The 25,161-nt window shown below is 65.9% G+C and carries 20 protein-coding genes; 16 read left to right on the top strand and 4 right to left on the bottom strand.

Annotated elements, in window-relative coordinates; translation table 11 throughout:
• Positions 1-109: 109 nt before the first annotated feature.
• Positions 110-505, bottom strand: a complete 396-nt coding sequence (locus ACVJ19_RS37820) for a hypothetical protein (RefSeq protein WP_453954124.1) — start codon at positions 503-505, stop codon at positions 110-112.
• A 117-nt stretch (positions 506-622) separates the two neighbouring features.
• On the opposite strand from ACVJ19_RS37820, the gene ACVJ19_RS37815 reads away from it, so the two are divergent.
• The 4 genes from ACVJ19_RS37815 to ACVJ19_RS37800 all read left to right on the top strand — a co-directional run bounded on the left by ACVJ19_RS37815 (position 623) and on the right by ACVJ19_RS37800 (position 6,098).
• A complete protein-coding gene (locus tag ACVJ19_RS37815; protein ID WP_453954123.1) occupies positions 623-3,196 on the top strand; it encodes a M10 family metallopeptidase C-terminal domain-containing protein in 2,574 nt (857 codons plus the stop codon).
• A gap of 445 nt (positions 3,197-3,641) precedes the next feature.
• Positions 3,642-4,490, top strand: coding sequence for a right-handed parallel beta-helix repeat-containing protein (locus ACVJ19_RS37810; protein WP_453954122.1), 849 nt, complete (start codon positions 3,642-3,644; stop codon positions 4,488-4,490).
• A gap of 107 nt (positions 4,491-4,597) precedes the next feature.
• On the top strand, positions 4,598-5,410 hold the full coding sequence (locus ACVJ19_RS37805) for a right-handed parallel beta-helix repeat-containing protein (protein WP_453954121.1): 813 nt from the start codon (positions 4,598-4,600) through the stop codon (positions 5,408-5,410).
• Between the two features lie 124 nt (positions 5,411-5,534).
• Positions 5,535-6,098, top strand: coding sequence for a tetratricopeptide repeat protein (locus tag ACVJ19_RS37800; protein WP_453954120.1), 564 nt, complete (start codon positions 5,535-5,537; stop codon positions 6,096-6,098).
• 217 nt (positions 6,099-6,315) lie between these two features.
• Here ACVJ19_RS37800 and ACVJ19_RS37795 read toward each other — a convergent pair whose 3' ends face one another.
• Together ACVJ19_RS37795 and gspD are read right to left on the bottom strand one after the other, a co-directional pair.
• Positions 6,316-6,885: a prepilin peptidase gene (locus tag ACVJ19_RS37795; RefSeq protein WP_453954119.1), complete on the bottom strand. Its 570-nt coding sequence runs from the start codon at positions 6,883-6,885 to the stop codon at positions 6,316-6,318.
• 19 nt (positions 6,886-6,904) lie between these two features.
• Positions 6,905-9,283 (bottom strand): type II secretion system secretin GspD, encoded by a 2,379-nt coding sequence (gene gspD, locus ACVJ19_RS37790; RefSeq protein ID WP_453954118.1) that lies wholly within the window; start codon positions 9,281-9,283, stop codon positions 6,905-6,907.
• Positions 9,284-9,419: 136 nt separating this feature from the next.
• On the opposite strand from gspD, the gene ACVJ19_RS37785 reads away from it, so the two are divergent.
• From ACVJ19_RS37785 to gspM, 9 genes are read left to right on the top strand one after another with little or no spacing between them, the layout of a single operon-like run.
• A complete protein-coding gene (locus ACVJ19_RS37785; protein ID WP_453954117.1) occupies positions 9,420-11,108 on the top strand; it encodes a GspE/PulE family protein in 1,689 nt (562 codons plus the stop codon).
• Between the two features lie 5 nt (positions 11,109-11,113).
• Positions 11,114-12,325 carry a type II secretion system F family protein gene (locus ACVJ19_RS37780; protein ID WP_453954116.1) on the top strand — a complete coding sequence of 404 codons (1,212 nt, stop codon included), beginning with the start codon at positions 11,114-11,116 and terminating at the stop codon, positions 12,323-12,325.
• A gap of 23 nt (positions 12,326-12,348) precedes the next feature.
• A complete protein-coding gene (gene gspG, locus ACVJ19_RS37775) occupies positions 12,349-12,804 on the top strand; it encodes a type II secretion system major pseudopilin GspG (protein WP_453954115.1) in 456 nt (151 codons plus the stop codon).
• Positions 12,767-13,261, top strand: a complete 495-nt coding sequence (locus tag ACVJ19_RS37770; protein WP_453954114.1) for a pilus assembly FimT family protein — start codon at positions 12,767-12,769, stop codon at positions 13,259-13,261. Before gspG ends, ACVJ19_RS37770 begins: the two co-directional genes overlap by 38 nt.
• Positions 13,239-13,634, top strand: coding sequence for a type II secretion system protein (locus tag ACVJ19_RS37765; RefSeq protein WP_453954113.1), 396 nt, complete (start codon positions 13,239-13,241; stop codon positions 13,632-13,634). The genes ACVJ19_RS37770 and ACVJ19_RS37765 overlap by 23 nt, the downstream gene beginning before the upstream one ends.
• 38 nt (positions 13,635-13,672) lie before the next feature.
• Complete coding sequence (locus ACVJ19_RS37760) at positions 13,673-14,377, top strand: hypothetical protein (RefSeq protein WP_453954112.1); 705 nt, start codon at positions 13,673-13,675, stop codon at positions 14,375-14,377.
• Positions 14,374-15,288, top strand: coding sequence for a general secretion pathway protein GspK (locus ACVJ19_RS37755; protein ID WP_453954111.1), 915 nt, complete (start codon positions 14,374-14,376; stop codon positions 15,286-15,288). The genes ACVJ19_RS37760 and ACVJ19_RS37755 overlap by 4 nt, the downstream gene beginning before the upstream one ends.
• Before the next feature lies 1 nt (position 15,289).
• The gene (locus ACVJ19_RS37750; RefSeq protein ID WP_453954110.1) at positions 15,290-16,324 is read left to right on the top strand and encodes a PilN domain-containing protein; all 1,035 of its coding nucleotides are present in this window, start codon (positions 15,290-15,292) and stop codon (positions 16,322-16,324) included.
• Positions 16,321-16,911, top strand: coding sequence for a type II secretion system protein GspM (gspM, locus tag ACVJ19_RS37745; RefSeq protein WP_453954109.1), 591 nt, complete (start codon positions 16,321-16,323; stop codon positions 16,909-16,911). Before ACVJ19_RS37750 ends, gspM begins: the two co-directional genes overlap by 4 nt.
• Before the next feature lie 7 nt (positions 16,912-16,918).
• Here the strand turns inward: gspM and ACVJ19_RS37740 are convergent, their stop codons facing one another.
• Positions 16,919-20,533 (bottom strand): autotransporter domain-containing protein, encoded by a 3,615-nt coding sequence (locus ACVJ19_RS37740; RefSeq protein ID WP_453954108.1) that lies wholly within the window; start codon positions 20,531-20,533, stop codon positions 16,919-16,921.
• 333 nt (positions 20,534-20,866) lie between these two features.
• Between ACVJ19_RS37740 and ACVJ19_RS37735 the strand changes: the two genes are divergently transcribed.
• The 3 genes from ACVJ19_RS37735 (at position 20,867) to asnB (ending at position 25,159) form a co-directional block, all read left to right on the top strand.
• Positions 20,867-21,553 (top strand): hypothetical protein, encoded by a 687-nt coding sequence (locus ACVJ19_RS37735; RefSeq protein WP_453954107.1) that lies wholly within the window; start codon positions 20,867-20,869, stop codon positions 21,551-21,553.
• Between the two features lie 210 nt (positions 21,554-21,763).
• A complete protein-coding gene (locus ACVJ19_RS37730) occupies positions 21,764-23,317 on the top strand; it encodes a lipopolysaccharide biosynthesis protein (RefSeq protein ID WP_453954105.1) in 1,554 nt (517 codons plus the stop codon).
• Positions 23,318-23,320: 3 nt separating this feature from the next.
• The gene (asnB, locus tag ACVJ19_RS37725; protein WP_453954104.1) at positions 23,321-25,159 is read left to right on the top strand and encodes an asparagine synthase (glutamine-hydrolyzing); all 1,839 of its coding nucleotides are present in this window, start codon (positions 23,321-23,323) and stop codon (positions 25,157-25,159) included.
• Positions 25,160-25,161: the final 2 nt, after the last annotated feature.

Genomic DNA, 25,161 nt, shown 5'->3' with positions numbered 1-25,161 from the left:
CTCCGGGACAGATTGCGGAGCCACCATAGTGCCGAAACATCAGGCGGCAAGTCTGCCTCGGCGCGGATGCCGCCTGTCGAAATGCAGGCCTGACCGCGCTGCGCAAGGATCAGCGCGACAGGCGCTTCAGCTCGGCACGCGCCTGCTCGGCCAGCGGGTCATCGCCATGGCGCGCGATGAAGAGCTCGAACGCCTCCCGCGTTCCCGTCCGACGGGCGGCTTCGAATTCCTCCGCCACCGCGACGGAGGGATCGCGGGCCATTGGCATCGAGGGGGCACGACCCGCCTTGGTGTTCCCCTTGCTGCTTTCGTTCGCATTGGCTTTCGAGACCATGATAGACTGTTCTCCGATGGGCAGACGTTCCGGCCCGGCGAGCATCGCCAGGGCTCCGATCACACCGGCCGAAAGTGGGCCCAGTTTCATGGTTTCCTTTTCGGAACAGGTGAGGCGCGGAACTGCGTGCAGTCGCTGATCCGTATCACTACGGAATTTGATGGCTAACATGGCGTTACGGCCCGACTGATGGCCCGACGCCCAAATTAAACCAAACGTATAACTCTCTAGCTAAAATCATGCCCCTGCGCAGCGAATCGCGCGCGATGCATCGTTCCGGAGAGTTCATTGGCTACCTCTGTTTCCGTCAGTGCCACCAACAACGCCGAGATCGACGGCCTGCTGTCGGGCTATAAATGGACCGGCACGATCAGCTACAGCTTTCCGGATTCGCCCAGCGACTATTCCAATCCCTACTACGGCGGCAGCAGCGAACCGACCTCGTCGGGTTTCGCCTCGGCGCCCACTCAGATGCAGGCGGCGATCAACTACGCGATCGGGCTGATCCTCGGCTACACCAACGCCACGATCCAGTACAACGGGACTGGAAGTGCCGATATCATGATCGCGCAGTCCCCGTCAGCCAATCCGACCGCCTACGCCTACTACCCCGGCAACTATGCGTCCGGCGGCGACATCTGGTTCGGCACCCAGTACAACTACTCGCTGGCCAAGCTCGGCAACTACTATTTCACGACGGCGCTGCACGAGCTCGGCCACGCCCTCGGCCTCAAGCACAGCCAGGAGGCCGGTGGTCCCGCCAACGTCGCAGTGCCGAGCGCGCATGACGACAGCGAATACACCGTCATGAGCTATCGCAGCTATGTCGGTGCGTCGACGACCAGCGGCTACACCAATGAGTCCTATGGATATCCGCAGACCTATATGGCCAACGATATCCTCGCGCTCCAGACGATGTACGGCGCGGACTACACGACCCAGAACGGCACGACGGTCTACACCTGGAATCCGACCACGGGCCAGGAGTTCATCAACGGCGTCGGGCAACTCGCGCCGGGCGGCGGCGCCGGCGGCTCGGCCAATCGCATCTACGAAACGGTTTGGGACGGCGGCGGCGTCGATACTTACGACCTGTCGAACTACACGACCAACCTGAGCATCAACCTCAATCCCGGCGCGTCATCGCTGTTCTCTGCGACGCAACTGGCCAATCTCGGCAACGGCCATTACGCCTCGGGCAACGTCTACAACGCCTACCTCTACAACAACGACGCGCGCTCCTACATCGACAACGCCATCGGTGGGTCCGGCAACGACACCATCGTCGGCAACGTCATCGCCAACTCGCTCAATGGCGCCACCGGCAACGACACGATCACCGGTGGCGGCGGCAACGACACCATCGTCGGCGGAGCCGGCACGGACACGGCGGTGTATTCGGGGGGGCGGGCCAGCTATCTTGTCTCGTACAATTCGGCGACGCAAACCTTCACGATCACCGACCAGCGCGGCAGTTCGTTCGACGGCACCGATACGGTCACGACCGTCGAGTATTTCCAGTTTTCCGACCAGACGGTCGCGAGCTCGACACTCACGGGTCCTCTCACCCTCGAATCCGTCGGCACGACAGCGCTCGTTCTCGACGCCCAACACTATGAGCTCAATCCGACCGCGGGCGGTACCGGTCCCATCCTGAAGAATGGCGGGGCGGCGGTCATCGCTGGCAATTATGGTGCCTGGTCGCCTGTTGCCGCCGAGCAGGTCTCGGGCGGCGGCTATGACGTCGCCTGGAAAAATGCTTCGACAGGCTATTTTTCGATCTGGAGCACCGACAGCAACGGTAACTTCCAATCCACGCTGACGCCGGAAGTACCTGGATCCGACTCCCGACTGATTTCGCTGGAGACGTCGTTCCATCAGGATCTCAACGGCGACGGCAATATCGGTGCTGCAGTCGTCACCATCGAAGCTCAGGGGACGACCAGCCTGGTCCTGGACGCAGGCAACTACTATCTCAATCCGACCGGAGGCGGCACCGGTCCCATCCTGAAGAATGGCGGAGCGCCTGTCGTTGCCGGCAACTACGGCGCCTGGTCGCCGGTGGCTGCCGAGCAGGTCTCCGGCGGCGGTTATGACGTCGCCTGGAAGAATGCCTCGACCGGCTATTTCTCGATCTGGAGCACCGACAGCAACGGCAACTTCCTGTCGACGCTGACGCCGGAGGTCGCGGGAAGCAACGCCTCTCTGGTCTCGCTGGAGGCGACGTTCCATCAGGATCTCAATGGGGACGGCAGTATCGGCGCGTCGAACGGCCTGGCGAGCACCACGATCGAGAATGCGGGCACGACCAGCCTGATCCTGAGCGCCGGCAATTACTCTCTCAATCCAACCGCGGGCGGCACCGGCCCCGTCCTGAAGAATGGCGGGACGGCGGTCGTCGCCGGCAATTATGGTGCGTGGTCGCCTGTTGCCGCCGAGCAGGTCTCTGGCGGCGGCTATGACATCGCATGGAAGAACGCCTCGACCGGCTATTTCTCGGTCTGGAGCGCGGACAGCAACGGCAACTTCGTGTCGACCCTCACGCCCGAAGTACCTGGAACGGACTCCCGCCTGAAGGCGCTCGAGCCGGTATTCCACCAGGACCTCAATGGGGACGGTGCCGTGGGCGCAGCGCCGGTCGCGGTCTCCGAGGGCAGCTTTGTCTTCAATCACAGTGCGGGCGGAACGATACCGTCCGCCTCGTCTGAGCTGCCGGACTTCATGCCCGAGCCAGCCAACGCTCAGACCCCGTCAGAGCAGGGGATTGTCGCCGATGCGGCGGGGGGGCACGACGCGGCTGCGATCGACGCTCTGCTTCACGCTCTCCACAACCTGCACGATGCCGGCTTCATGCTTGGCTGACCGGCATGGTGTCGTCGCGTCGAATCGACGCAGATTGCGCGGTGATTTCTGTCACAGCTTGCGTCTAGCGTCGCAATGGTAGGTTGTGCACGACATTCGTGCCATCCGCTGGTCAGATCGTCACCGGCGAGATGCCGAGGCAGGATAAAAAAACCGGTCAAATTGAACCTTGCCGGATCCGGTGCGACCACTAGAAGGCCTGCGGCCCATCACGCACCAGTTGCGCGATGTAAAGTTGATAAAGTCCTGAGTCTCGTATTTCCCAGTAGCGCTGCGTACCCAATCAATTTGAATGCGAAGGTCTTAGTGCGAGCCTAAGCGGCGGGGGGAAGTTCCAACAAATGTGGAGAGTGATGTCGTCGGCGGGCGCAACGCGCAGCCTGCGGCAGCAACGATTTGTGCATAGCAACGAGCTGAAATCTCAGCTCAATTTCGGGAGGACGAAATGCATCGAATTGCACTCTGGGCGCTGGTTGCAGGACTGTTCATACCACTGATTGCATCGCAACCAGCTCACGCCCAGGCCACAAGAACCTGGGTGTCCGGCGTTGGCGATGACGCCAACCCGTGCAGCCGCACCGCGCCGTGCAAGACATTCCCCGGTGCGATTTCGAAGACGGCGGCGGGCGGTGAGATCAACTGTCTCGACTCGGCCGGATTCGGCACGGTGACCATCACCAAGGCGATAACGATCTATTGCGAAGGTGTCGTGGGCGGCATTCTGGCCTCCGGTGTCAACGGCGTCATCGTCAACGCGGCGGCAAGCGACCACGTCGTGCTGCGCGGCCTCGACATCGATGGTGCGGGGACCGGCCTCAAGGGCGTCACCATTCTCCAGGCCGCCTCGGTGGTGATCGAGCACTGCTTCATCCGGAATTTCAACTCCGCCGGTGGAATCGGTGTCTCCGCGGCCCCGACCAACTTCAACTCAATGATCATGATCCGCGACAGCGTGATCTCGCACAACGGCACCGCAGGCACCGGCGCCGGCGTTCAGATCACCACGAACGGCGGCAGCGCGAGGGCTACGATCAACAACACGGCGATCCACAAGAATTTCGTGGGCCTGAACGTGCTGGGAACGTCCAACGTTCAGGTCAACGAGAGCAACATCTCGGAGAACCTGAGCACGGGATTTGCTCTGAGCGGTGCCGCCTCGGGGCGCGTCGGCCGCTCGATGATCGTCAACAATCTGGGGGCGGCGACCAGCGGCGGCGTGCTGTCCTATTTGGACAACCAGATCAACGGCAACAATCCGGATACGACCCCGGCCACCGCTGGCGGATATCACTAGGCACTGTGTTTCCAGAGAATCGTCTGGCATGACAACAACGTAAGTTTCTTGGTTCAATTTTGGAGGTTGAAATGCGTCGCATTGCACTATGGACTCTCTTGGTGGGAATGCTCTTACCGTTCGCTGCGTCGAAGCCGGCTCACGCCCAGGCAACCAGAACCTGGGTTTCCGGCGTCGGCGATGACGTCAATCCCTGCAGTCGTACCGCTCCGTGCAAGACTTTTGCCGGCGCGATTTCGAAGACCGCGGCTGGCGGCGAGATCAACTGCCTCGATTCTGCGGGCTTCGGCCTCGTGACCATCACCAAGGCGATGACGATCTATTGCGAGGGCGTTGTCGGCAGCATCCTGGCGTCGGGCAGCAACGGCGTGAACATCAACGCCGCGGCGACCGATCACATCGTGCTGCGCGGCCTCGACATCGAGGGCGCGGGCACCGGGCTCAAGGGTGTCAACATCATCCAGGCGGCCTCGGTGGTCATCGAGCACTGCTTCATCCGGGACTTCAACGGCGCGTCCGGAACCGGCATCTTCTCCAACCCGTCGAATTTCAACTCGATGCTGCTGATCCGCGACAGCGTCGTCTCGCACAATGGCGCTGCGGCCGCCGGGGCCGGGATCAGCATCAACACGAACGGCGGCAGCACCCGGGTCACGATCAACAACACGGCCATCCACAACAACTTCGTCGGTCTGAGCGTGCAGGGCACGTCCAACGTCCAGGTCAACAACAGCAACATCTCGGAGAATCTGAGCACGGGCTTCGCCCTGAGCGGTGCCGCCTCGGCGCGCATCGGACGATCGATGATCGTCAACAATCTCGGAGCGGCGACGACCGGCAGCGTGCTGTCCTATCTGGACAACCAGATCAACGGTAACGCCCCCGACACGACGCCGGCCACTGCTGGCGGATACCACTAGGCCTCGTCCAATTCGATCAGCTCCGGGCGCCATGCGCCCGGAGCTTTTTTGCGCCCGGCTCCCACTCTGGATTTCGGCATGGCCGCGGACTAGTCTGCCTGCTTATGCAGGGAGTGCGAGCGGGATGGAGACTCTCGACAATCAGGATCCGGTGTTTTGCCGAGAGGTGCCGCAGGCACGGTTGCGCGGTTTTGCGCGACGGACGGGATTGGCCTGCACCGCCATTGCCATAACGCTCGCGCTCGCCGCGCCGGCCGAGGCCCAGTCGCTTCGCCAGGGCGTCTCCGCATTCCAGCGCCAGAACTATGCCGCGGCCTCCCGCATCTTCATTCCGCTGGCCGAGCGCGGCAACGCCGCGGCGCAGACCTATCTCGGCTACCTGTTCGAGACCGGGCGCGGCGTGCCGCAGAACTATACGGAAGCTGCGATGTGGTACCGCCGCGCGGCGGAGCAGGGCGACAGCCGTGCCCAATATTCCCTGGGCCTGCTCTACGACCGCGGCTTTGGCGTGCCGCAGGACATTGTCGAGGCCTCCAAATGGCTCAACCTGTCCACGGCCGCAGCGCCGGCGCCGGCGCGCGAGGCGCGAGCCCGGATCCGCGACGCCGTCACCACCAAGATGACGCGCGGCGAGATCGCCCAGGCCCGCCTGCGGGCGCTGGAATGGGCGCCGAGCCGCGAGCATTGACCGCGGTACCTCGCAGCCGGGCGGTTAGGTGTTCGCAACGCGGAGGCGTTGGGAGCAAAATCCCATGCTGACATAGTACCGCTGTTTTGCCCGACGAGTCAAAATCGCTTCGAAAAAACCGCAACGTGTTGCGGCCACGGTTAAGTCATTGATGAAGCTGCCGCCGTCTACTGTGCATGGGGTTGTTTTCGCATTTTATGTTGGAGCAGGTCCTGCCTTAGCCGAGCCAGTTCGCGTACCAGGTCTCGCCCAGCCAACCGAGCCAGATCGCCGGGGCCAGGAACAATCCGAACGGCAGAAAGGCGGTCGCGCGCAGCGGTTTCTTTCGCAGGACGGCATTGGCGGCATAGGCGGCGATCGCGAGCAGCGCCGCAAGCTCGATCACCGCGGCCACGGTCACGAGATCGAGCCAGGCGCCGCACACCGCGGCGAGCTTGACGTCGCCGAGCCCAAGCCCGTCACGGCCGCGCCAGCGCCGGTAGAGCGCCATCAGCAGCAGCAGCGGCAGCGCCACGGCTGCGGCACGGGCGAGCGGCCAGAGCAGCGCCTCCAAGCCGATATCGGGCACGAACGCCCCGGCACGGAGTAAGCCGAGCGCGAAAGCCGTGCCCGTCAGCTCGTTCGGAATGAGGTAATGGCGGGCATCGTACGCGGCGATCGCCAGCATCAGGGCAGCCAGAAACGCGCCGTACAGGCCTTCCGCCCCCGGCGCGGTGACGAGGCTCGCGAACACCCCCAGCAGCAGGGCGATGCCGAGCGCGAGCGGAGGGCCCGTGTCGTCGTTCACAGCCCGGTTTGTCACGCCGTCAGCGCGCCGCCCTGGGCGGGCTCACGGTGACCACGGGATTGCTGGTCCCGACGATGCGGCCGTTCATCTTGCTGCGCATCTCCTCGGCGATGACGTGAGCATCGACGCCGTCCTTGATCACGGTCGGGCGGATGAACAGGATCAACTCGGTGCGGGCACGCGCGGTGGACTGATGCGAGAAGGCATCGCCCATGCCGGGAATGGAATCGAGGATCGGAATGCCCTGGCGCTGCCTGTTCTCGGTCTCGCTGATCAAACCGGCGAGCAGCACGGTCTGTCCGCTCGTCACCGCGATCGAGCTCTTGACCCGGCGCTGCGAAATCGTCGGCGTCAACGAGTTGGCACTGCCGGCGGCCACGCTCGAGATCTCCTGCTCGATGTCGAGCACGACGTTGCCGTTGGCGTTGGCGCGTGGCAGCACGCGCAGGATGATGCCGGTGTTCTTGTAGTCGATGGTGTTGACCACGGTGTTGTTGGCCGTCAGCACGGTCGCTGTGCCCGTCGAGAACGGCACCTGGTCGCCGACCTGCAAGGTCGCGGCCTGGTTGTCCAGCACCACCAGCGACGGGTTCGACAGCACCTTGACGTTGGTGATGCCGTGCAATGCGTCGAGCACGACGCGCGGCGAGTTTTCTGAGCCGATCAGGAAGTTGAAGCCCGGCAGCGCGCGGCCGAGCAGGGCGCCGGCGGCGGCGTTGACTGGGTTGCTGGCCGGCTCGGTGTTGCTGCCGATCGTGGCGCTGTTGCTGATGCCCGAAACGGTGTTGGAGATCGAGCCTTTCTGGCTCGCCAGGAAGAACTGCACGCCATAGTTCAGCTGGTCGTTGAGCGTCACCTCGGCGATCGTCGCCTCGATGGCGATCTGGCGCTGCGGCCGGTCGATCTGCCGGATGGTCTGCTCGACGATGCGCTGCGCCTCCTGATTGGCGTAGACGAGCACGGCGTTGTTGGTGACGTCGGCGGTGATCCGCACGTTCTGGAGGATGCCGTTGAGGCCGGGCTTGGCCCCGCCGCCCGAGAGTCCGCCGAGGCCATTGTCCTGCGCCGGCGTTGCGGCGGCGGCCGGAGCGGGACGGGCGCTGAGCGATGATCCCGGAGGCGTGGTGACCGGCGTTGCCGCACCCGCCGCAGCGGTGGGCAGTGCGCTCAGCGACGCCACGGGATTGCTGGAGGAGGTCGTCGACATCCCGGCACCTGGCGCAATCTGACTCGACGCGTTGTCGAGCGTCGAACTGCTCGCCGAGCCCTGGTTGAGCAGCATCTCGTTCAGCAGCGCCACGACCAGCTTGGAATTGCCGTAGCGCAGCGGATAGGACTTCAGGTTCACCCCGTCGGTGTCGGAGCGATCGAGCCGCGCGATCCACGTCTGGGCGCGCTTGAGATATTCCGGCTTCTGGCTCACCACGAGGATCGAGTTGAGCCGCGAGATCGGCTGGAACTTGATCACGTTCTGGCTCATGCCGCCTTCACCGGAATCCATGATCTTCTCGATCTCGGTGATAACAGGCTCCGGCGAGGAATTGCGCACCGGGAAGATGCCGACGGATTGTCCGCGCATCCAGTCGGCGTCGAAGGAGAGGATGGTGTCGACCGCGGTCGCCCGGTCGGTGCCGCTGCCGCTGACGATCAGCGTGTTGCGGGCGTTGTCGGGACGCATGGTCGAGGCCTTCACGCCGAAGGCGTCGAGCAGCTTGAAGATGTTCTGCGCCGAGACATAGCGCAGCGGCACCACCGTGACGCCCTGGCCGGCCGCGGCATTCATCGAACGGTCGACGCCGCCGGGCCCGGCTTCCGGTGCCGGAAGCAGCCGATAGCCGGTGCGGTCACGGACCAGCGCGACACCGGACATGCGTAGCGCGTTCTCCAGCACGTAGAGCGCGTCTGCCTTGGGCACGGGCCGCACCGAGGCCAGCGTCACGGTTCCCTGCACGCGCGGGTCGATCGTGTAGCCGACGTTCAATACGTCGCCAAGGACCACCTTTGCCACGGTGGCGACCGGCGCATTCTCGAAATTGAGGTCGTAGCCGCTGCCGCCGCCATCATCGCGCTCGGCCAGCGCGCCACCCTGCGGCGTTGCACCATCGCTGAGATAGATCGCGGGCTTGGACGATTTCGCCTGGGCAATGCCGCTGGCGCCTGCATCCGCAGGTTGCCGCGGCTGCAGGTCGAGGGAGCGGATCTTGTCGGCGATGTCCTGGGCGCGCGGATCCCTGGGATCGGCCTCGATCGACTGGTCGGCGGTGACGATGCAGGCGCCGAGCAGGAAGGCGGACGATAACAGGATGAGCGCAGGCAACGCTGAGCGGAGGCGCAAAAGCGGCTGGAGCACCCTAAACAAAATACGCCTGCCAACGCTAGGAGTGATTGGAATTTGCATCCGATCCCCCTCGGTTCGGACGCGCAATTGTTTGCGCCACGATTATGTTTTTGCTAAGAAATAAGTCAAGGGCAAAGGGTCGTCCGTCACCCCCAAGTTGTTGCATTCAGGTAACAAGGTCAACGCTGTGAATGCGATGCGCGACCGCTCCGCAGATAGCTTCCGGCAGCACCTCCTGGACAAATATTCACTGCCGGCACGGGCGCACGCCCATATCGACGGGTCAGTCAATCCCGCGCTGACGCGCCCCTTGCGCGAATTGTGGGAGGCCACCGATCTTTCCGCAGCCGAATTCGCAGATGAAGTCTCCGATTATTTTGCCCTGCCGCGGCTGAGCCTTCCGCAACTGCTCGCTGCCACGCCTCGTCTGGACGGCTTTTCGCGCCGTTTCCTGCGCGAATCCACCATTTTTCCTTTCAGTTCGACCGATGACGGGTTTCGGCTGGCCGTCGCCGACCCCTCCGACACCGCTGCCATTCGCGCCGCCGAAATCGTGTTCGGGACACCGGTCGATGTCGTCGTAGCGTCATATGAGGACATTACGACGGTGCTCGATCAACGGGCCGAGGCCGACGACGCAAATGCCGATCGAAGCGGCAGGAGCGTCGCGCAGCAGTCTGACGACGACATCGAAAGTCTGCGCGATCTCGCCAGCGGTGCGCCGGTGGTGCGCGCGCTCAACGATCTCCTGGAGCGCGCGGTGGACTTGCGCGCGAGCGACATCCATGTCGAGCCTTTCCGCGCCGGACTTGCCGTGCGCATGCGCGTCGACGGCCTTTTGCGCGCGCTGCCGTCGCCGCACGGCATCCCGCCGCAGGCGTTGATCTCGCGCATCAAGATTCTCGCCAGCCTCAACATCGCGGAGCGGCGGCTGCCGCAGGACGGCGCCGCGCGCGTGCGCGTCGGTCGCAGCGAGATCGACGTCCGCGTCGCGACCATGCCGACGCAGCACGGCGAGAGCGCCGTCATCCGCCTGCTGCCGCGCGACCGGGGCCTTTTGGAGATGAGCAAGCTTGGCCTCGCCGCACGCGACGAGAGCGTGATGACACGCCTGCTGGCGATGCCGCACGGCATGATCGTCGTGACGGGTCCGACCGGCAGCGGCAAGACCACGACGCTTGCGACCATGCTGTCGATCCTGAACGAGCCGACGCGAAAGATCCTCACCATCGAGGATCCCGTCGAATACGAGATCCCCGGCATCAACCAGTCCCAGGTCAAGCCGTCGATCGGCCTGACCTTCGCCTCGGCGATGCGCGCTTTCGTGCGCCAGGACCCCGACGTCATCATGGTCGGCGAGGTCCGCGACGCCGAGACCGCCCATATCGCGATCCATGCCGCGCTGACCGGCCATCTCGTGCTGACGACGCTGCACACCGAGACCGCGGCGGCAGCCGTGCCGCGCCTGATCGATCTCGGCATCGAGGGCTTCCTGCTGAAGTCGACGCTGCGCGCGGTGGTGGCGCAGCGCCTGGTGCGCGTGCTCTGCGACCGCTGCAAGGTGCCGCATGCATTGACCGAGGCCGATCTGGCCAACGACCCGCGCCTTGCGGTGATCGGCTTCAGATGCGGCGAGGTCGTGCACCAGGCCGGCGGCTGCGAACGCTGCGGCGGCACCGGCTATCGCGGCCGCAACGGCGTGTTCGAGATCCTCGAAATGTCCGACGAGGTGCGCGCCCTGGTCGGACCGCAGACCGACTCCCATTCGATCGACGCCGCCGCGATACGGGGCGGCATGACCACGATGCTGGAGGACGCGGTGGCCAAATGCCGGGCCGGGCTCACCACCGTGCCCGAGGTCTTCCGCGTCACGACGGTGCGCTGACGCCCATGCCGAACTATCGTTACCGTGCGCTCAACGCCAACGGCGAACTGGTCTCCGGCGCCATCGTCGCGCCTGCGGCGAGCGATGTCGCGCAGCGGATCGAGCGGCTCGGCCTTGTCCTCGTCGACAACGTCACGCCGGAGGAGGGCGGCGCGGCTGGCCGCATGACCAGCCTGTTCAACCGGCCGAAGCCGGAAGACGTCACCATCTTCACCCGCGACCTCGCGCTGCTGTTGCGGGCCGGCGCCCGCATCAATGACGGATTGGAGCTGCTCGCGGCCGATCCCGATTTCGGCCGGCTGCGGCCGGTCGTTGCCGACATCCGCTCCCGCGTCGTTTCGGGCGAGAGCTTTGCCGAGGCACTGGCACGGCATGAGGGGCTGTTTCCGCCGATGTACATCGCGCTGGTGCGGGTCGGCGAGGCCTCGGGATCCCTTGATCAGGTGCTGGAGGTGCTCGCCGGCGAACGCGCGCGCAGCGAGGCCTTGAGGCGCCGGCTGTCGGATGCGATCCGTTACCCCATCTTCGTGCTCGGCGCGGCCGGCTGCGTGCTGCTGTTCTTCCTCACCTTCGTGCTGCCGCAGTTCGCATCGGTGTTGCAGGATTTCGGTGCCAAGGTCGATCCGGTCGTCGGTGTCTTCCTCAACATCTCGACCTTCCTGCGCAGCAATTCCGACGTGGTGCTGGCCGGCCTTGCGACCGTGATCGCCGCGACATGGCTGCTGCTGCGGCAGCAGCGTGTCCGCCGCGGCATCACCAACGCGATCGTGCGGCTACCGGCGATCCGCAACATCATGAGCGCGTACCGCACGGCGCTGTTCTGCCGCAATCTCGGCCTGCTGCTCGGCAGCGGCGTCAATCTCACCACCACGCTGCGCATCCTCATCGACATGATGGCTACGACAGGCCCGTCCACGGTCTGGAGCGAGGCCGCCGACCGCGTCCGCCATGGCTCGAAACTTTCCGATGCGCTGGCCGAGACCGCGGCGTTGCCGGCGATGGCGGTGCGCATGCTCCGGCTCGGCGACGAGACCGGGCAATTGCCGATGCTGTCCGGCCGGGTCGCCGAATTCTACGAGGCCAAGTTGCAGCGTACGCTGGACCGCGCCGTCGGCATCGCCGGACCGGCGGCGATCATCGCGATCTCGCTGGTCGTCGGTGGCCTGATCACCTCGGTGATGACGGCGCTGATGTCGGTGAGCCAGATTGTCGGATAGCCAGGGAACGGGAGAAGCTCGAAGTGACCAAACATCCATCAGCAGGCCGCGGGCGGCGGCGCGCGGGCCGAGGGGAAGCAGGCTTCACCCTCGTCGAGATGCTGGTCGTCATCACCATCATCGGGATGATCATGGCGCTGGTCGGCCCGCGCGTGCTGAACTATCTCAGCGAATCCAAGGCGAAGGCGGCGAAGATCCAGATCGAGAGTTTTTCCAGCGCGCTCGATCTCTACTATCTCGATCTCGGCCGCTATCCGACGTCCAATGAAGGCCTCACGGCGCTGACCCGCAACAACAACCAGTCGGGCTGGAACGGGCCATACTTGCGCGGCGGCATGGTGCCGAACGATCCGTGGGGCCACATCTACGTCTATCGTTCGCCGGGCGCGAGCGCGCCCTACGAGATCATCTCGCTCGGATCGGACGGCCAGGAAGGCGGCAGTGGAACGGCAGCCGACATTGTCAGCGGCGCGCGCTGAGGACATCCGCGATGCGCACGGCTTCGCGCTGATCGAGATCCTGTGCGTGCTCGCGATCATCGGCCTGCTCGCGGCGATCATCCTGCCGGCGATACCGCGCTCGACGACCCGGGCGAGGCTGGAAAGCTACGCGGTCGAGACCGCGGCACTGCTGAAGGCCGACCGCAGCGCCGCGCTGCGCCGGCAGGTCAGGGTGGCGACGCAGGTGGACGCGGAGGCGCGCGCGATCCGTTCCGGCGTCACCGGGCGGACCATCCGCCTGCCGGGCGACGTGGTCATGCAGGCGATGCTGGCCTCGCGCTGTGCCGATCGCGCAACGGGGCGGTCGATCGACTTCTTTCCGTCGGGCATGTCGTGCGGGGGAACGATCGCGCTGGCGCGGCCCGGCATGGGCTACGAGGTGCGCGTCAACTGGCTGACCGGAGGCGTCGAGATTGTCCCGCAGAAGCTGCTCTGACGCCGCCGGCTTCACGCTGATCGAGGCGCTGGTCGCGCTCGCGATCATCGCCGTCGTGCTCGGGACGATCGGCTCGGTCATTGCCACGACCGTGAAGGGCACGCGGGCGATCGACCAGGGTCTCGTGCTCGCCGGTACGGCCGAGACCCTGCTCGCGAACCTGCCGGCGCGGTCCTTGCTGAAACCGGGGCGGCAGAGTGGCGAACTCGCCGGCAGCCGCTGGCGCGTGGACGTTGCGCCGATGAGCGTGACGGGTGGCAATCCCGAGACCGATCGCTTCGTGCCGATGGCCGTCAATCTGCGCCTCCAGCGCGCCGACGGCGCTGCGATCCAGGTCACGACGGTGAAGCTGGTGCCGAGGACGTCGCAGTGAAGGGCTTTTCTATCAAAGGCTCTCTTGAAGGCCTGGCCATGAAGCGCCTGCGCCGCGCACTCGCCGATGAGGCAGGCTTCACCCTGCTCGAAGTGCTGCTCGCGACGCTGCTGATGACCGTCATCCTGGCGGCACTTGCGACGGTGACGGCGCAATGGCTGCCCAACTGGAACCGTGGCATCGCCCACGTGCAGCGGGCCGAGCGCCTCGCGACCGGGCTCGATCGCATCATCGCCGACCTGTCGGTCGCCGAGCAGATGACGGTCAACGGCGATGCCAAGGCGCCGCTGTTCGAGGGCGCCGAATTGTCGGTGACGTTCCTGCGCACCGCGCTCGGCCCGAGCGCGCGTCCCGGGCTCGAATTCATCCGCTTGATCGAGAAGGCCGACGCGCAGGGGCTCGCGCTGGTGCGCGAGCGCGCGCCGTTCCAGCCGATGCCGACGGACGGGCAGATCCGTTTCGTCGACCAGGTCGTGCTGATCCGGGCGCCGTTTCGCGTCAGCTTCGCCTATGCCGGGCAGGACGGTCAGTGGCAGCCGACCTGGCGCGGCCAGCCGCAACTGCCGGCCCGCATCCGCATCACCGTGCGTGACGGCGCCAGCGGACAGGTGCTGGCGGTGTCGGGCGCGGTGATCCCGCACATCACGGCACCGGCCGAATGCGCGCGGGCCAAGAATCCGGTGACCTGCGTCGCGGCGGGCACCCGCCCGCAACAGCCGACGAAAGAGGAGCAGCAGCTGTGAGAGGCGGCAGGCCCGACCATGCGACGCCTGGTGACGGCCGCGGCTTCATCGTCGTCGCGGTGCTCTGGATGCTGGCGGCGCTGGCCGCGCTGGCGCTGATCTATCTGACCTATGTCACCAACACCGCGGTCACGGTCGCCGTCAACGCCGACCGGCTGCAGGCCGACGCGCTGGTGAATGCCGGGCTTGAACTCGCGGCCTACCGGCTGACAGCGCAGAACGAAGCGGCGCGTCCGACCAGCGGCACCTTCAATGCCCGCGTCGGAGCCGGCCGGGTGAGCGTGACGTTCCGCTCGGAGGCCGCGCGCGTCGACCTCAACATGGCGCCGAAGCCGGTGCTCGCCGGGCTGATGACGGCGCTCGGCGTCTCTGCAAGCGACGCGCCCGTCTATGCCGACCGGATCCTTGCCTGGCGCTCGTCGACGGAGTCCGGACAGGACAATCCGGAGGATTCCTATTATCGCACGCTCGGCGCACCGTACCTGCCGCGTCACGCGCCGTTTCCGCACAGCGACGAGCTCTGGCTCGTGCGCGGCATTCCATCCGCCGTGGTGGAACGCGTGATGCCGTTCGTCACCGTGTTCAGCAACATGCGCACCGTGAACCTGCTCGACGCCGCACCGCAGGTGGTGGCGGCGCTCCCCGGCATGACGCCGGAGACGCTGCAGCAGGTGCTGCGCGACCGCGCCGATCCCAAGGTCGACCCGCGCTCCCTGGTCGGGCTTGCCGGCAGCGCCAATGCGACGATCGAGGGCTCGAAGGCGTACCGGATGACGGTCGTCGTCGAGGCGCCGTCGCATCGCCGCAGCTCGGCCGAGGTCGTCATCCTGCTTCTCGAAAGCGGCGATGAGCCCTATCGTGTATTGTCATGGCACAACGCCTTCGATGGCTCAGCCGGAAAGCCTCTGTGAGATGAGCTCGCTCAATTCCCTTCGCGGCATTCTCGACGCCTGGACCGGCACCGTGGCCGGCACGATCGTGGCCGCCATGGAACGGGTGGTGGCGCCGCGTCTGGTGCGGCTGGTCGAGACAGGGACCGGCGCATTCGCGCTGGAGGCCTCGAACACGGAGAACGTCCCGAACGAGCTCACCTTCGAGGACGGCAAGTTCGTCGGCGCCAATCTCGCCCCGATCGTCCGCGGCAGCCGCGTCGAGATCGTGCTGCGGCCGACGCGCTTCCTGTTTCGCCCCCTGGAGCTGCCGGCCCGCGCGGCCGATTTCCTCGACGGCATCGTGCGGGCCCAGATCGACCGGCTGACGCCGTGGAGCGCCGCCGAGGCGGTGTTCGGGTGCAGTCCGCCGGTGGCGCATGGCAGCGAGGGCATCACCACGGAGATCGCCGCGGCGCCGCGCCGGCTGGCAATGGGCTATGTCGAAGCGCTGTCGGGCTTCCACCCCTCGGCGATCGCGATTGTGACCGAGGCGGCGGATGGCCCGCGCATCAAGGTGTTCGAGCAGAAATCGCGCGGCGCCGTCGACCCGGTGCGGCTGAGCCGCGCGCTGCAAGCCGTGCTGGCGCTTGCCGCGGTCGCCGCGGTGACCGGGTCGGTCGCGGCCAGCTATCTGGCCGACAGCCTCAGCACGCAGCAGAGCGAGCTCGAACGGCAGATCACCCAGCGCCGCGCCGCGCTGCGCGGCAGTGACGGCGAGCGCTCGCCGCTCGCGCTGCTCGAGCGGCGCAAATACGAGACACCGGCGAGCGTGATCGTGCTGGAGTCGCTGAGCCGGCTGCTGCCCGATCACACCTATGTCACCGAGCTGCATGTTGCCGGCAGCAAGATCCAGATCGGCGGCATCACCCGTGATGCGCCCTCGCTGATCCCGCTGATCGAGCAGTCCCAGCACTTCACCCGCGCGACCTTCTACGCCCCGACCACCCGCAGCCCCTCCGATCCCGGCGAGCGCTTCCACATCGAGGCGCAGATCGAACCGAGGAACGTGCCATGAACAGCGCCATGAGCAGCAAGGTTGCGAGCGGAAACGCGGTGACGCGGGTGCTGACCGGCTCGCCGCTGGTTGCGGTCTCGCTCTACATCGCCATCGCCGGGGGGCTGTTGCTGATGGCCGGCCTCTCGATCGCCGACGTCATCGCTCACCGCCAGGCGCTGGCGGAGAGCTCCGACCTGCTCGATCAGCTGCGCGGCCGCAAGGGCGGCGCCAAGTACGCCGCGACGTCGCCGGCCGAGCATCCCGGCACGCCGTTCCTGGAAGGGCCGACCGTGACGGTCGCGGGCGCCAACCTGCTGCAGCGGGTTGCAGCCGCCGTCGGCAATGTCGGCGGCTCGGTGCAGTCCTCGCAGGTGGACGTATCAGGTGCGCAGGTGAAGGACGGCTTCGTCGGCCTCGTCGTGAGCTGCGAGCTGGAGCAGCCCGCGCTGCAGAAGCTGCTCTACGATCTGGAGGCCGGCATGCCGTTCCTGTTCGTCGACCAGCTCGACGTCCAGGTGCCGCAGACCACGGCGCTCGGCGATGCCCCCACCGGTCGCGTCAGGGTGATCCTGGGCGTCTCCGGCCAGTGGCAGGCGGGGAAATAGGGCGGCCTCACCAGCTGTACTTGAAGACGCCCTTGCCGGAATAGCTGGTGACGTTGCCGGAGAATTCGCCGTCGAAGGTGCCGGCGATCGAGAAGCCGCTCAGCCATTTCATCTCGGCGCTGGCGCTGACGAGCGCGGAGTCGGCATCGACCCTGGCGCCGTTCACGACGAACGACGTGCCCGGCAGGGTCTGGAACAAGGCGGTGACGGCGCGGCTCGGATTGTAATCGTGCGCCCAGGCGGCGCGGCCGCGCAAGGTCAGCACGCCGTTCTGCACCGCGTAGGACTTGTCGGTGCGCAGGCCGAGTTCGGAGCGGGTGTCGGTGAGGGACTGCGCAGCGTAGTTCAGCGCGAACAGGCCGCCGCCATTGAGGCTCGTCTCGGCATAGTTCGGCAAGTTGAAATTCGTCACCTGCGCCGCCGCGTAGGGCGTGATGCCGATCATCGGCGTTGCGAAGCGATAGCCGCCCTCGAAACGGGCCGAGAACGTGTCGGCCTTGTAGCGGGCCTGGAGCTGGTCGGCCCCGGCGAGTGCGACGGTGCGGTTGGTGGTGACGTCGTGCCAGCCATAGGCGAGGGCGGCCGAGATGTAGGCCGGTCCGAAATTGTGCCGGCCATAGACGCCGGCCTGGAACAGGTCGGACGAGCCCGAGCCCATCGCATTCGCAACCGAGTAGTTCAGCCCGCCGCCGCCGAGCGCGAAGCCGACGAGGGTGTCCAGCGAAATCCTGTAATCGGCGCCGGCCGCGCCGCCCCAGACCCGTGCGGTCAGGTCCTGCGAGCCGACCGCGGCGTTGCCGCCGACCTCGGCCGAGCCGCCATAGCCCGCCGACCAGACACTCCAGCGGCTGCTCGGCTGCGAGGAGAGCAGCGGCGCCTTGGTCGCCATCGCATAGGCTTCGCGCTCGCGCGCGTTGGCCGGACGCATCCTGGCGTAGGCGGTGGCGTCCTCGCTCTCGGCGAATTGCGCGACGCTGCCCGCCTTGGCGAAGCCGCCGGAGCGGCCGATGATGGTCGGGTCGAGCATCAGGTTCATGAACTGGCCGTCGGCATTGATCGCGGCCTGGAGGATGCCGGTGCCGAGCTCGCCCGAGGCGGTGGTCAATCCCGCCGGCGTCAGTGCGGCGAAGGCCGCGGGAATGCCGCCGGTCGTGTTGAAGAAATTGGTCAGCGTGTTCGCGACGTTCTGCTGGTTGGCGTTGAGGCCGCCGCTGGGTGTGAAGTTGACGTTGACGTTGAGGTACACGTTGTTGGGGTCGTAGCTCAGCGTCGTGTCGAGCGCCGGCATGTTCGACAGAACGGTCGGATTGAAGGTGGTATTGCCGAGGCCGCCGGTCGCGTTCAGGATCGTGTACTGCTTCTTGACCGTGCCGGAGGCGAAGTTCGCGCGAACCGTCGCACCACCGAGATCGGCGCTCCCGAACACGTTGGTCAAGCTGGCATTGGTTGAGGAGACCTGCACGAGATAGGTCGAGGCGGCGGTGAAGCTGAGCGAACCGTTCACCGTGAGCGGTCCGAACGGGCTCGCCGAGCTGCCCGGGGCGAGCGTACCGCCATTGACCGCGACATTGCCGGCGACGCCGCTGCCGGCGAGCGTACCGCCGGCATTCACGGTGCTCGCGCTGATGATCGAGCCGTCGACCACCAGTGTGCCACCGCTCACCGTGGTGGCGCCGGTATAGGTGTTGTTGCCGGACAGCGTCTGCGTGCCACCGGTCAGCGTCAGGCCGCCGCCGAAGCCGGCATCGTCGATGACGCCGGAGAAGGTTCCGCTGGCGTTGGTGATGGTCAGCGTGTTGAAGCCGAGATTGACTGTGCCCGAGCCTGACAGTGCCTTGATCGAGGTGCCGCCGTTGAGCAGGCCCGAGATGTCGAAGACGCCGTTGGCGATGACGCCGCTGGAGGTCGCGATGCTGCCGTTGAGGCCGCCGAAATCGATGAGATCGAGCTCGCCGCCGGCTGCGATGGTCGTGGTGCCGGTATAAGTGTTGGTGCCGAACAGCTGCTGCGTCGCGCCGTTCGCGATCACGAGGTTGCCGCCGGTGCCGCCGCCGATGCCGCCGTCCTGGATGACGCCGCCATAGAAGCTGCCGTTGGTGATCGTCAGCGTCTTCGATCCCAGCGAGACGAAGCCGGCGGTGCTGGCGGAGAGCAGGCCGCCGACCGAAGCGCCTGAATTGGTCTGGGAAATATCGAGCGTGGCGCCGGCGCCGGCGAGAGCGACATAGAGCGAGCTCGCAATCGAGCCGCTGCCCTTCAAGGCGAGCGTCGCGCCCCCGTCGATCTGGGTGACGTTGCTGTAGGTGTTCACGCCCGAGAGCGTCTGAGTGCCGGCGCCGACTTCAAATCCGCCAGTGCCTTGAATGACACCCGCGAATTCGGTCGAGCCGTTGCTGATGAACAGCCCGTGGGCGCCCATGTTGACGACGCCGCTCGAACTGCCGGCGAGCGTCGTGACGGCGATGATCGGGAACGCGGCCGCAGAGATGTCGAATGTCCCATTCACCGTCACGACACTGGAACTCGCGATGCTGCCGGCGCCGGATAATGCCAGCGTTCCGGCCGAGATCGTCGTCGGGCCGGTGTAGGTGTTGACATTGGTCAGTGTCAGCGTGCCGGTGCCGACCTTGGTCAGGCCGCCGCCGGTGCCGGAGATCACGCCGTCGACCTGGGTCGAGGTGTTGAGGCTGCCGGTGGTGAGCGTGTTGGCGCCGAGCACGTAATTGCCCGCGCCTTCGATCGAGCCGCTGGTCATCCCGCCGCTGGTGAGACCGGAAATGTCGACGGTGCCGCCGCCATTGGTGATGAAGCGCGCGCTGCCGCCAGTCGCCGCGCCCGAGAAATTCGTCGTCGCGCCGTTGTTGGTGGTGATGGTGGCGCTGGCGCCGCTGGCGGAGCCGTCGAAATTCACCGTTCCGTCGTTGATGATGGACGAGGTGGCGGCGGTGGTGGCGTTGTGGAAGCTCAGCGTGGCGCTCGCCGCGTTGTTGATCGTGGCGTTGCCGGCCGAGGCGCTGGTGAAGAAATCGATCTGGCCGCCGGCATTGTTGGTGATCTGGGCGCTGCCGGCGGTGCTGGAATCCTCGAAGGTGAGGAAGCTGCCGTTGATGATGCTTGCCGTTCCCGCCGTGCTGTTCTGGAGGAACGAGACAGTGCCGCCGGCGCTGTTCGTGATGGTCACGGCACCAGTTCCACCGCTCGCGGTGCTGCTGCCCTGGAACACCATATTGATGCCGCCGGACGCGGACACGAAGTTCTGCGTGTTGCCCGAATTGTTGATGATACCAGTGCCGTTGAGGATGAACGCGTCGCCGACCGTGACCGTGTAGGCCTGTGCGGTGTTCGTGAACTCCACCGTGCCGATGACGACGACGCCGTTGAAATTGTCGACGTTCGCGCTGCCGGTGTTGGTGAAGGTCGCGGTTCCGTCCGGCACGCTCGGGTTGGATGACCAGTTGGCCGGATCCGTCCAGTCGGTGCTGGCACCGGTCCAGGTGCCGTCCACGGCATGCGCGGCGACGACGCCGAGCGCGGTCGTGGCGAGCAGGGTCGCCAGCGCGTGGCGCGTGACGGACCGCAGCCGGTATCCGACCCTCTCGGGCGCCATTTTCGGTCCGGCCATCGGGGTTCTCAAATCAGAGGAAAATATTCGCAATGGTGCAACTTTTACGTGCAGAAGGACTCTGTGCGTGTGCCATGATCTCATGGCGTCTCGGTGCCTCGCAATGAACGGAGGTCTATTTGCGCGGGGTTCCAAGCTGATCCGCGTGCAATTTCCGCAATCGTGGCCGTTGGGCAACATTTTCACGCGTCGCAACATCTGCGCGGGAGATGCGGCCTTTCCGACGAATTGAGCCGATACGAGGCGGGTTGATGGTCGGGCCCATCGGGCCTAGTTTGTTCCGGAACGCCTGCTCCCGCGCCGGCGCGGCAAGGGACCTTGCAAGGAAATTCGATGTCCGGGTGGCTTCGAGCGATGAGTCTGGCTGCGCTGTGGACGGTGCTGGGCAGTGCCGCGACCTGGGCTGCCACTTCCTCGCGCATCGACATCCTGCCCGACGATGCCGCGGGCAGCCCTGCCGAGAGCGTCGATGTCGGCGCGGTGAGGCCGATTGCGCGGCCGGCGCAGGCTGTGAGCAAACCGGTCCCCCGCGGCAATCCTCTGTGGACGGTGCCGCTCTCGGCGCTGACGGCAACCCAGGAGCGCCCGATCTTCTCGGCCTCGCGCCGGCCGCCGCCACGCGCGGTCGCCGGGTCTCCGGTCGAAGAGGTGCAAGCAGCCCCGCCGCCCAAGCCGGTCGAGGCGCCGCCGCCGCTGCTGCTGGTGGGGGCTGTGGTGGGCGAGGGCGATGCCATCGCGATCCTGGTCAACCGCATCGACCAGAAAGTCGTACGCCTGCGGCAGGGCGAATCGCTCGGCGGCTGGTCGCTCACGGAGGTTCAGCCGCGCGAGGTGACGTTCAAGCAGGGTGATCGCAGCGAGGTCCTGGCGCTCCAGCGCCCGGCGGATCCGGCAGCGGCCCCCGCGGCTCCCCCTGCGGATGCCGGCGGGAGGCCGATGATGCCGGGGACGAACGATCCGTCGTTTGCGCCCTTTGTGCCGCGTTCGACGCCGAAGAACGGCGAGTCGGATGGGCTCTGAGCGCTTAATCCCGAGATCGGGAAGCCCTCGTCCGTGATGCGTCCCGGCAACTTGCCGTGCCCGACCGGGTCCGGCACAGGCGCCCAGTTGTTACCTCCGCAGGCTATCGACAATCCGTGCACTGACTGCTAGCCCGAATTCGCGCTGCTTGGGGGAACCCTGATTGACGAGGTGGCAAAGGCTTGGTGAGGGTACGGCCGGGTGGCTGGCATGACTTCGAGAAAAAGACCGCCCGATCTGCTGGGGAACTCCGCTTGGAATGCGATGGCCTTCCTGGTGGCCGTGGTGCTGAATCTCGCCATCCTGCCTTTTGTGATCGTTCACCTCGGCCTCGCTGCGTTCGGCGTGGCGGGTCTCGTCACCGCCTGCATTGCACCGGCGCTGGTGTTCAGCACCGCGCTGGGACTTTCGACGGCGCGCGAGCTCGCGCAGCGACTGGAGCCATCCGATCGTGACGATGCGCGGCGCCTGTTCGCGACCTCTGTGATGCTCGCGATCGGCGCGGGCGGCCCGATCAGCGTTTTCTTTCTGGTTGCCGGGGCCCCCCTTGCGCGTCTCGGATTTCATCTGGGCGGTCCGGCCGCCGACGACCTCGGATGGGCCTTCGCACTGGCTGGTATTGGCTGGCTGTGCCAGTGCGTATCTGCGGTCTTCGTTGCCCTGTTTACCGCGCGTCAGGACTATCGCCGGATTGCCTCGGTCGGCATTGCCAGCACCGTGGTTTCGACTTTCTCGATGCTCTTGCTGATTCCCGTTTCGCCCCATGCGTCGACGTTTCTCGGTTGCCAGGCGCTGGGATTTGCGAGCGGTCTGCTGATGGCTGTGGCCTGGTCCCGCGGCACAATCGGTCAATGGCTTGCACCGCCGGCATTGCATCGCGATGCCTTCGCAAGGCTGGCTCGGTTCGGCATCTGGCAGGTGGCCGCACAGGGCGGGGCACTGCTTGCGGCGCAGGCTGATCGATATCTGCTTGGCGCGCTGCTGCAACCACAATTCGTCGGTTTCTATGGTGTGGCGCAGCGCCTCCAGGAGGCGACCTATATCGGCATCCTCAAGGTCGGCGAGATCCTGTTTCCGTTCTTCAGCACGCTGCAAAAAGAGAGCGAGGATCGCAAGGTCGATCTGCTGTTCCGATCGTCGTGGATTCTGAATGTCCTTGCCGCAAGTGCCTTGGGCGCATTGATCCCCGTGGCCGGTCCGCTGCTGCATGTCTGGACCGGAGCGGAGGTCGCGGCCGAGGCCGCGCGGGTGCTCGTCGTCCTGTCGATTGCCGGTATCCTTGGATCGAGTGCGAACGTGTTCGGCTTTTATCTTCTGGCGCAGGGGCGCTCGCGCTCCAACGCGCTCATCGCGTTGATCACGGGTATCGTCACCCTCGGCACCAGTGCGATCGTATTGCCGAGCTTCGGATGGCAGGCCGCAGGCTGGAGCGCCTGCGCCGGCATGATCGCGCAGATGGCGACCATCGTCGTGCTGCTGCGCCGTAGTTTTGACATTTCCGGCATTTGGCCGCGCGTCATCCATTGCGTACTGATGCCGCTTGGCATCGGGATCGCGACGGCGCTGGCACTGCGCACCGGCCTCGACCGCGCACCGTTCCACCTTGCGCCGTCCTGGTGGTCGGTGGGAGGCGTCGCGTCGGTGACGGCTGCGATCATCTTTGTCGTCGAAGTTGCCGCGTCGCAGCTGGGACCGTACCGAAGGGCCTGCTTGCAGGACTTGCGCGCCATTCTCACTCGCTTCGTGCCCCTGAAGGCCATCTAGGACATGTGCGGGATCGCCGGAATCGTCAATCTGCGCGGCAATGCGGTCGAGCCGGCCGACATCTCGCGACTGACCAGCCTGATCGCGCATCGTGGTCCGTTTGGCGAAGGAACGTGGTTCAGCCCGGACCGCACTCTCGCATTCGGCCATCGTCGCCTTGCGATCATCGATCCCGGCGAGGGCGGCTATCAGCCGATGCTGTCTGCGGACGGCCGTCACGTCATCGTTTTCAACGGTGAGATCTACAATTTTCTCGAGCTGCGCCGCGAGCTCGAGGCGCGAGGCGCGGTGTTCCGCAGCGAATCCGATACCGAAGTGATCCTGGCCGCCTGGGACGCCTGGCGGGAGGACATGCTGCCGCGCTTCAACGGCATGTGGGCCCTGGCGATCTTCGATACGGCTACGAGCGAATTGTTCCTCGCGCGCGATCGCTTCGGCATCAAGCCGCTGCTGTATGCCATGTCGCCGGAGCGATTTGTCTTTGCCTCCGAGCAGCGGGCGCTGGTGCGGAGCGGGCTGATCGATGCTTCCGTCGACCTGGAGGTGGCGCGGCGGCTGTTGCTCGACGCCTTCGGTATCGAAGGAAGCGACCGCACCTTGTTTCGGCAGGTTCGCCGTCTGCAGGCCGGCCATTGCATGTGGCTGCGCCAGGGCAAGGTCAGCGTCAGGCGCTGGTGGCGGACGATCGATCATCTGCCTTCGGTGCCGGCCACGGAATCCGAGCGTGTGGCCGGCTTCCGCGAGCTGTTCCAGGACGCCGTGGCGCTGCGGATGCGCAGCGACGTGCCGATCGGGACGTGCCTGTCGGGAGGCTTCGATTCATCGGCGGTGATCTGCACCATGGCGGCGCATGAGCAGGCCGGGATGGGGCCGCGCGACAGCGCAGCGTGGCGTCATGCCTTCGTCGCGACGTTCCCGGGGGCATTGAACGACGAGCGGCCGATGGCCGAGGAGGCCGCCGCCTGGGCCAAGGTCGAGCCCACGTTCCTCGAAATTGGACAGGGCGATGCGTTGACGGACCTCGACCGGATTCTCGACGATCTCGACGACGTCTATATCGGGTTGCCCAGCGCGGCGTGGCTGATCTATCGGCAATTGCGGCAGAACAACGTGACGGTGTCACTCGACGGCCACGGGGCGGACGAGTTGATGGGTGCCTATTTGCAGGAAGGCCAGGCGGCTGCGTTTCGAATCCGGAACGCCGCGGAAGATCTGGCTTCTCGATCGCCGCTGGCACGTCGCGGCGTGGACCTCCTGCGCGTGCTGGCCTTGAAACGTCAAGGCGTCTATTTTCTGCGGGGCGGCCTGCGCGATGTTCCGGGCCCGCTTGCGCTGGTTGCCGAGGACGATGTGCTGCCGCGTGAATGGGGCGGCCTGAACCGGCGGCTCTACCGCATGTTTCACAGCACGGTGTTGCCCACGATCCTGCGCAACTTCGATCGTCTCTCGATGGCTCACGGCGTCGAGGTCCGTATGCCCTTCATGGACTGGCGCCTGGTGACCTACACGATGGCGCTTCCGGAAAGCAGCAAGTCGGCAGACGGCTATACCAAGGCTGTCGCCCGGCGGGCGATGGCCAACCTGATGCCGGAATCGATCCGGACCGCGCGCCGCAAGGTCGGCTTCAATTCGCCGATGCCCGAATGGCTGAACGGACCTTTGGCCGGCTGGACGGCAGACCTGCTCGACCGCGAGGTGCCGGCGTTTGCCGAACTGGTGGATGAAGCGGCCTTGCGACGAGCGGTCAGCCGCTTGACGGCGTCAAAGACGTGGGATTGGGAGACGGTCGGGCGGATCTGGCCGTATCTGAACATGAAATGGATGTTGGCAAGGTACGCCTGAGC

This window comes from Bradyrhizobium sp. USDA 376 (assembly GCF_054063675.1).
This window is presented reverse-complemented; position numbering and strand designations above follow the sequence as displayed.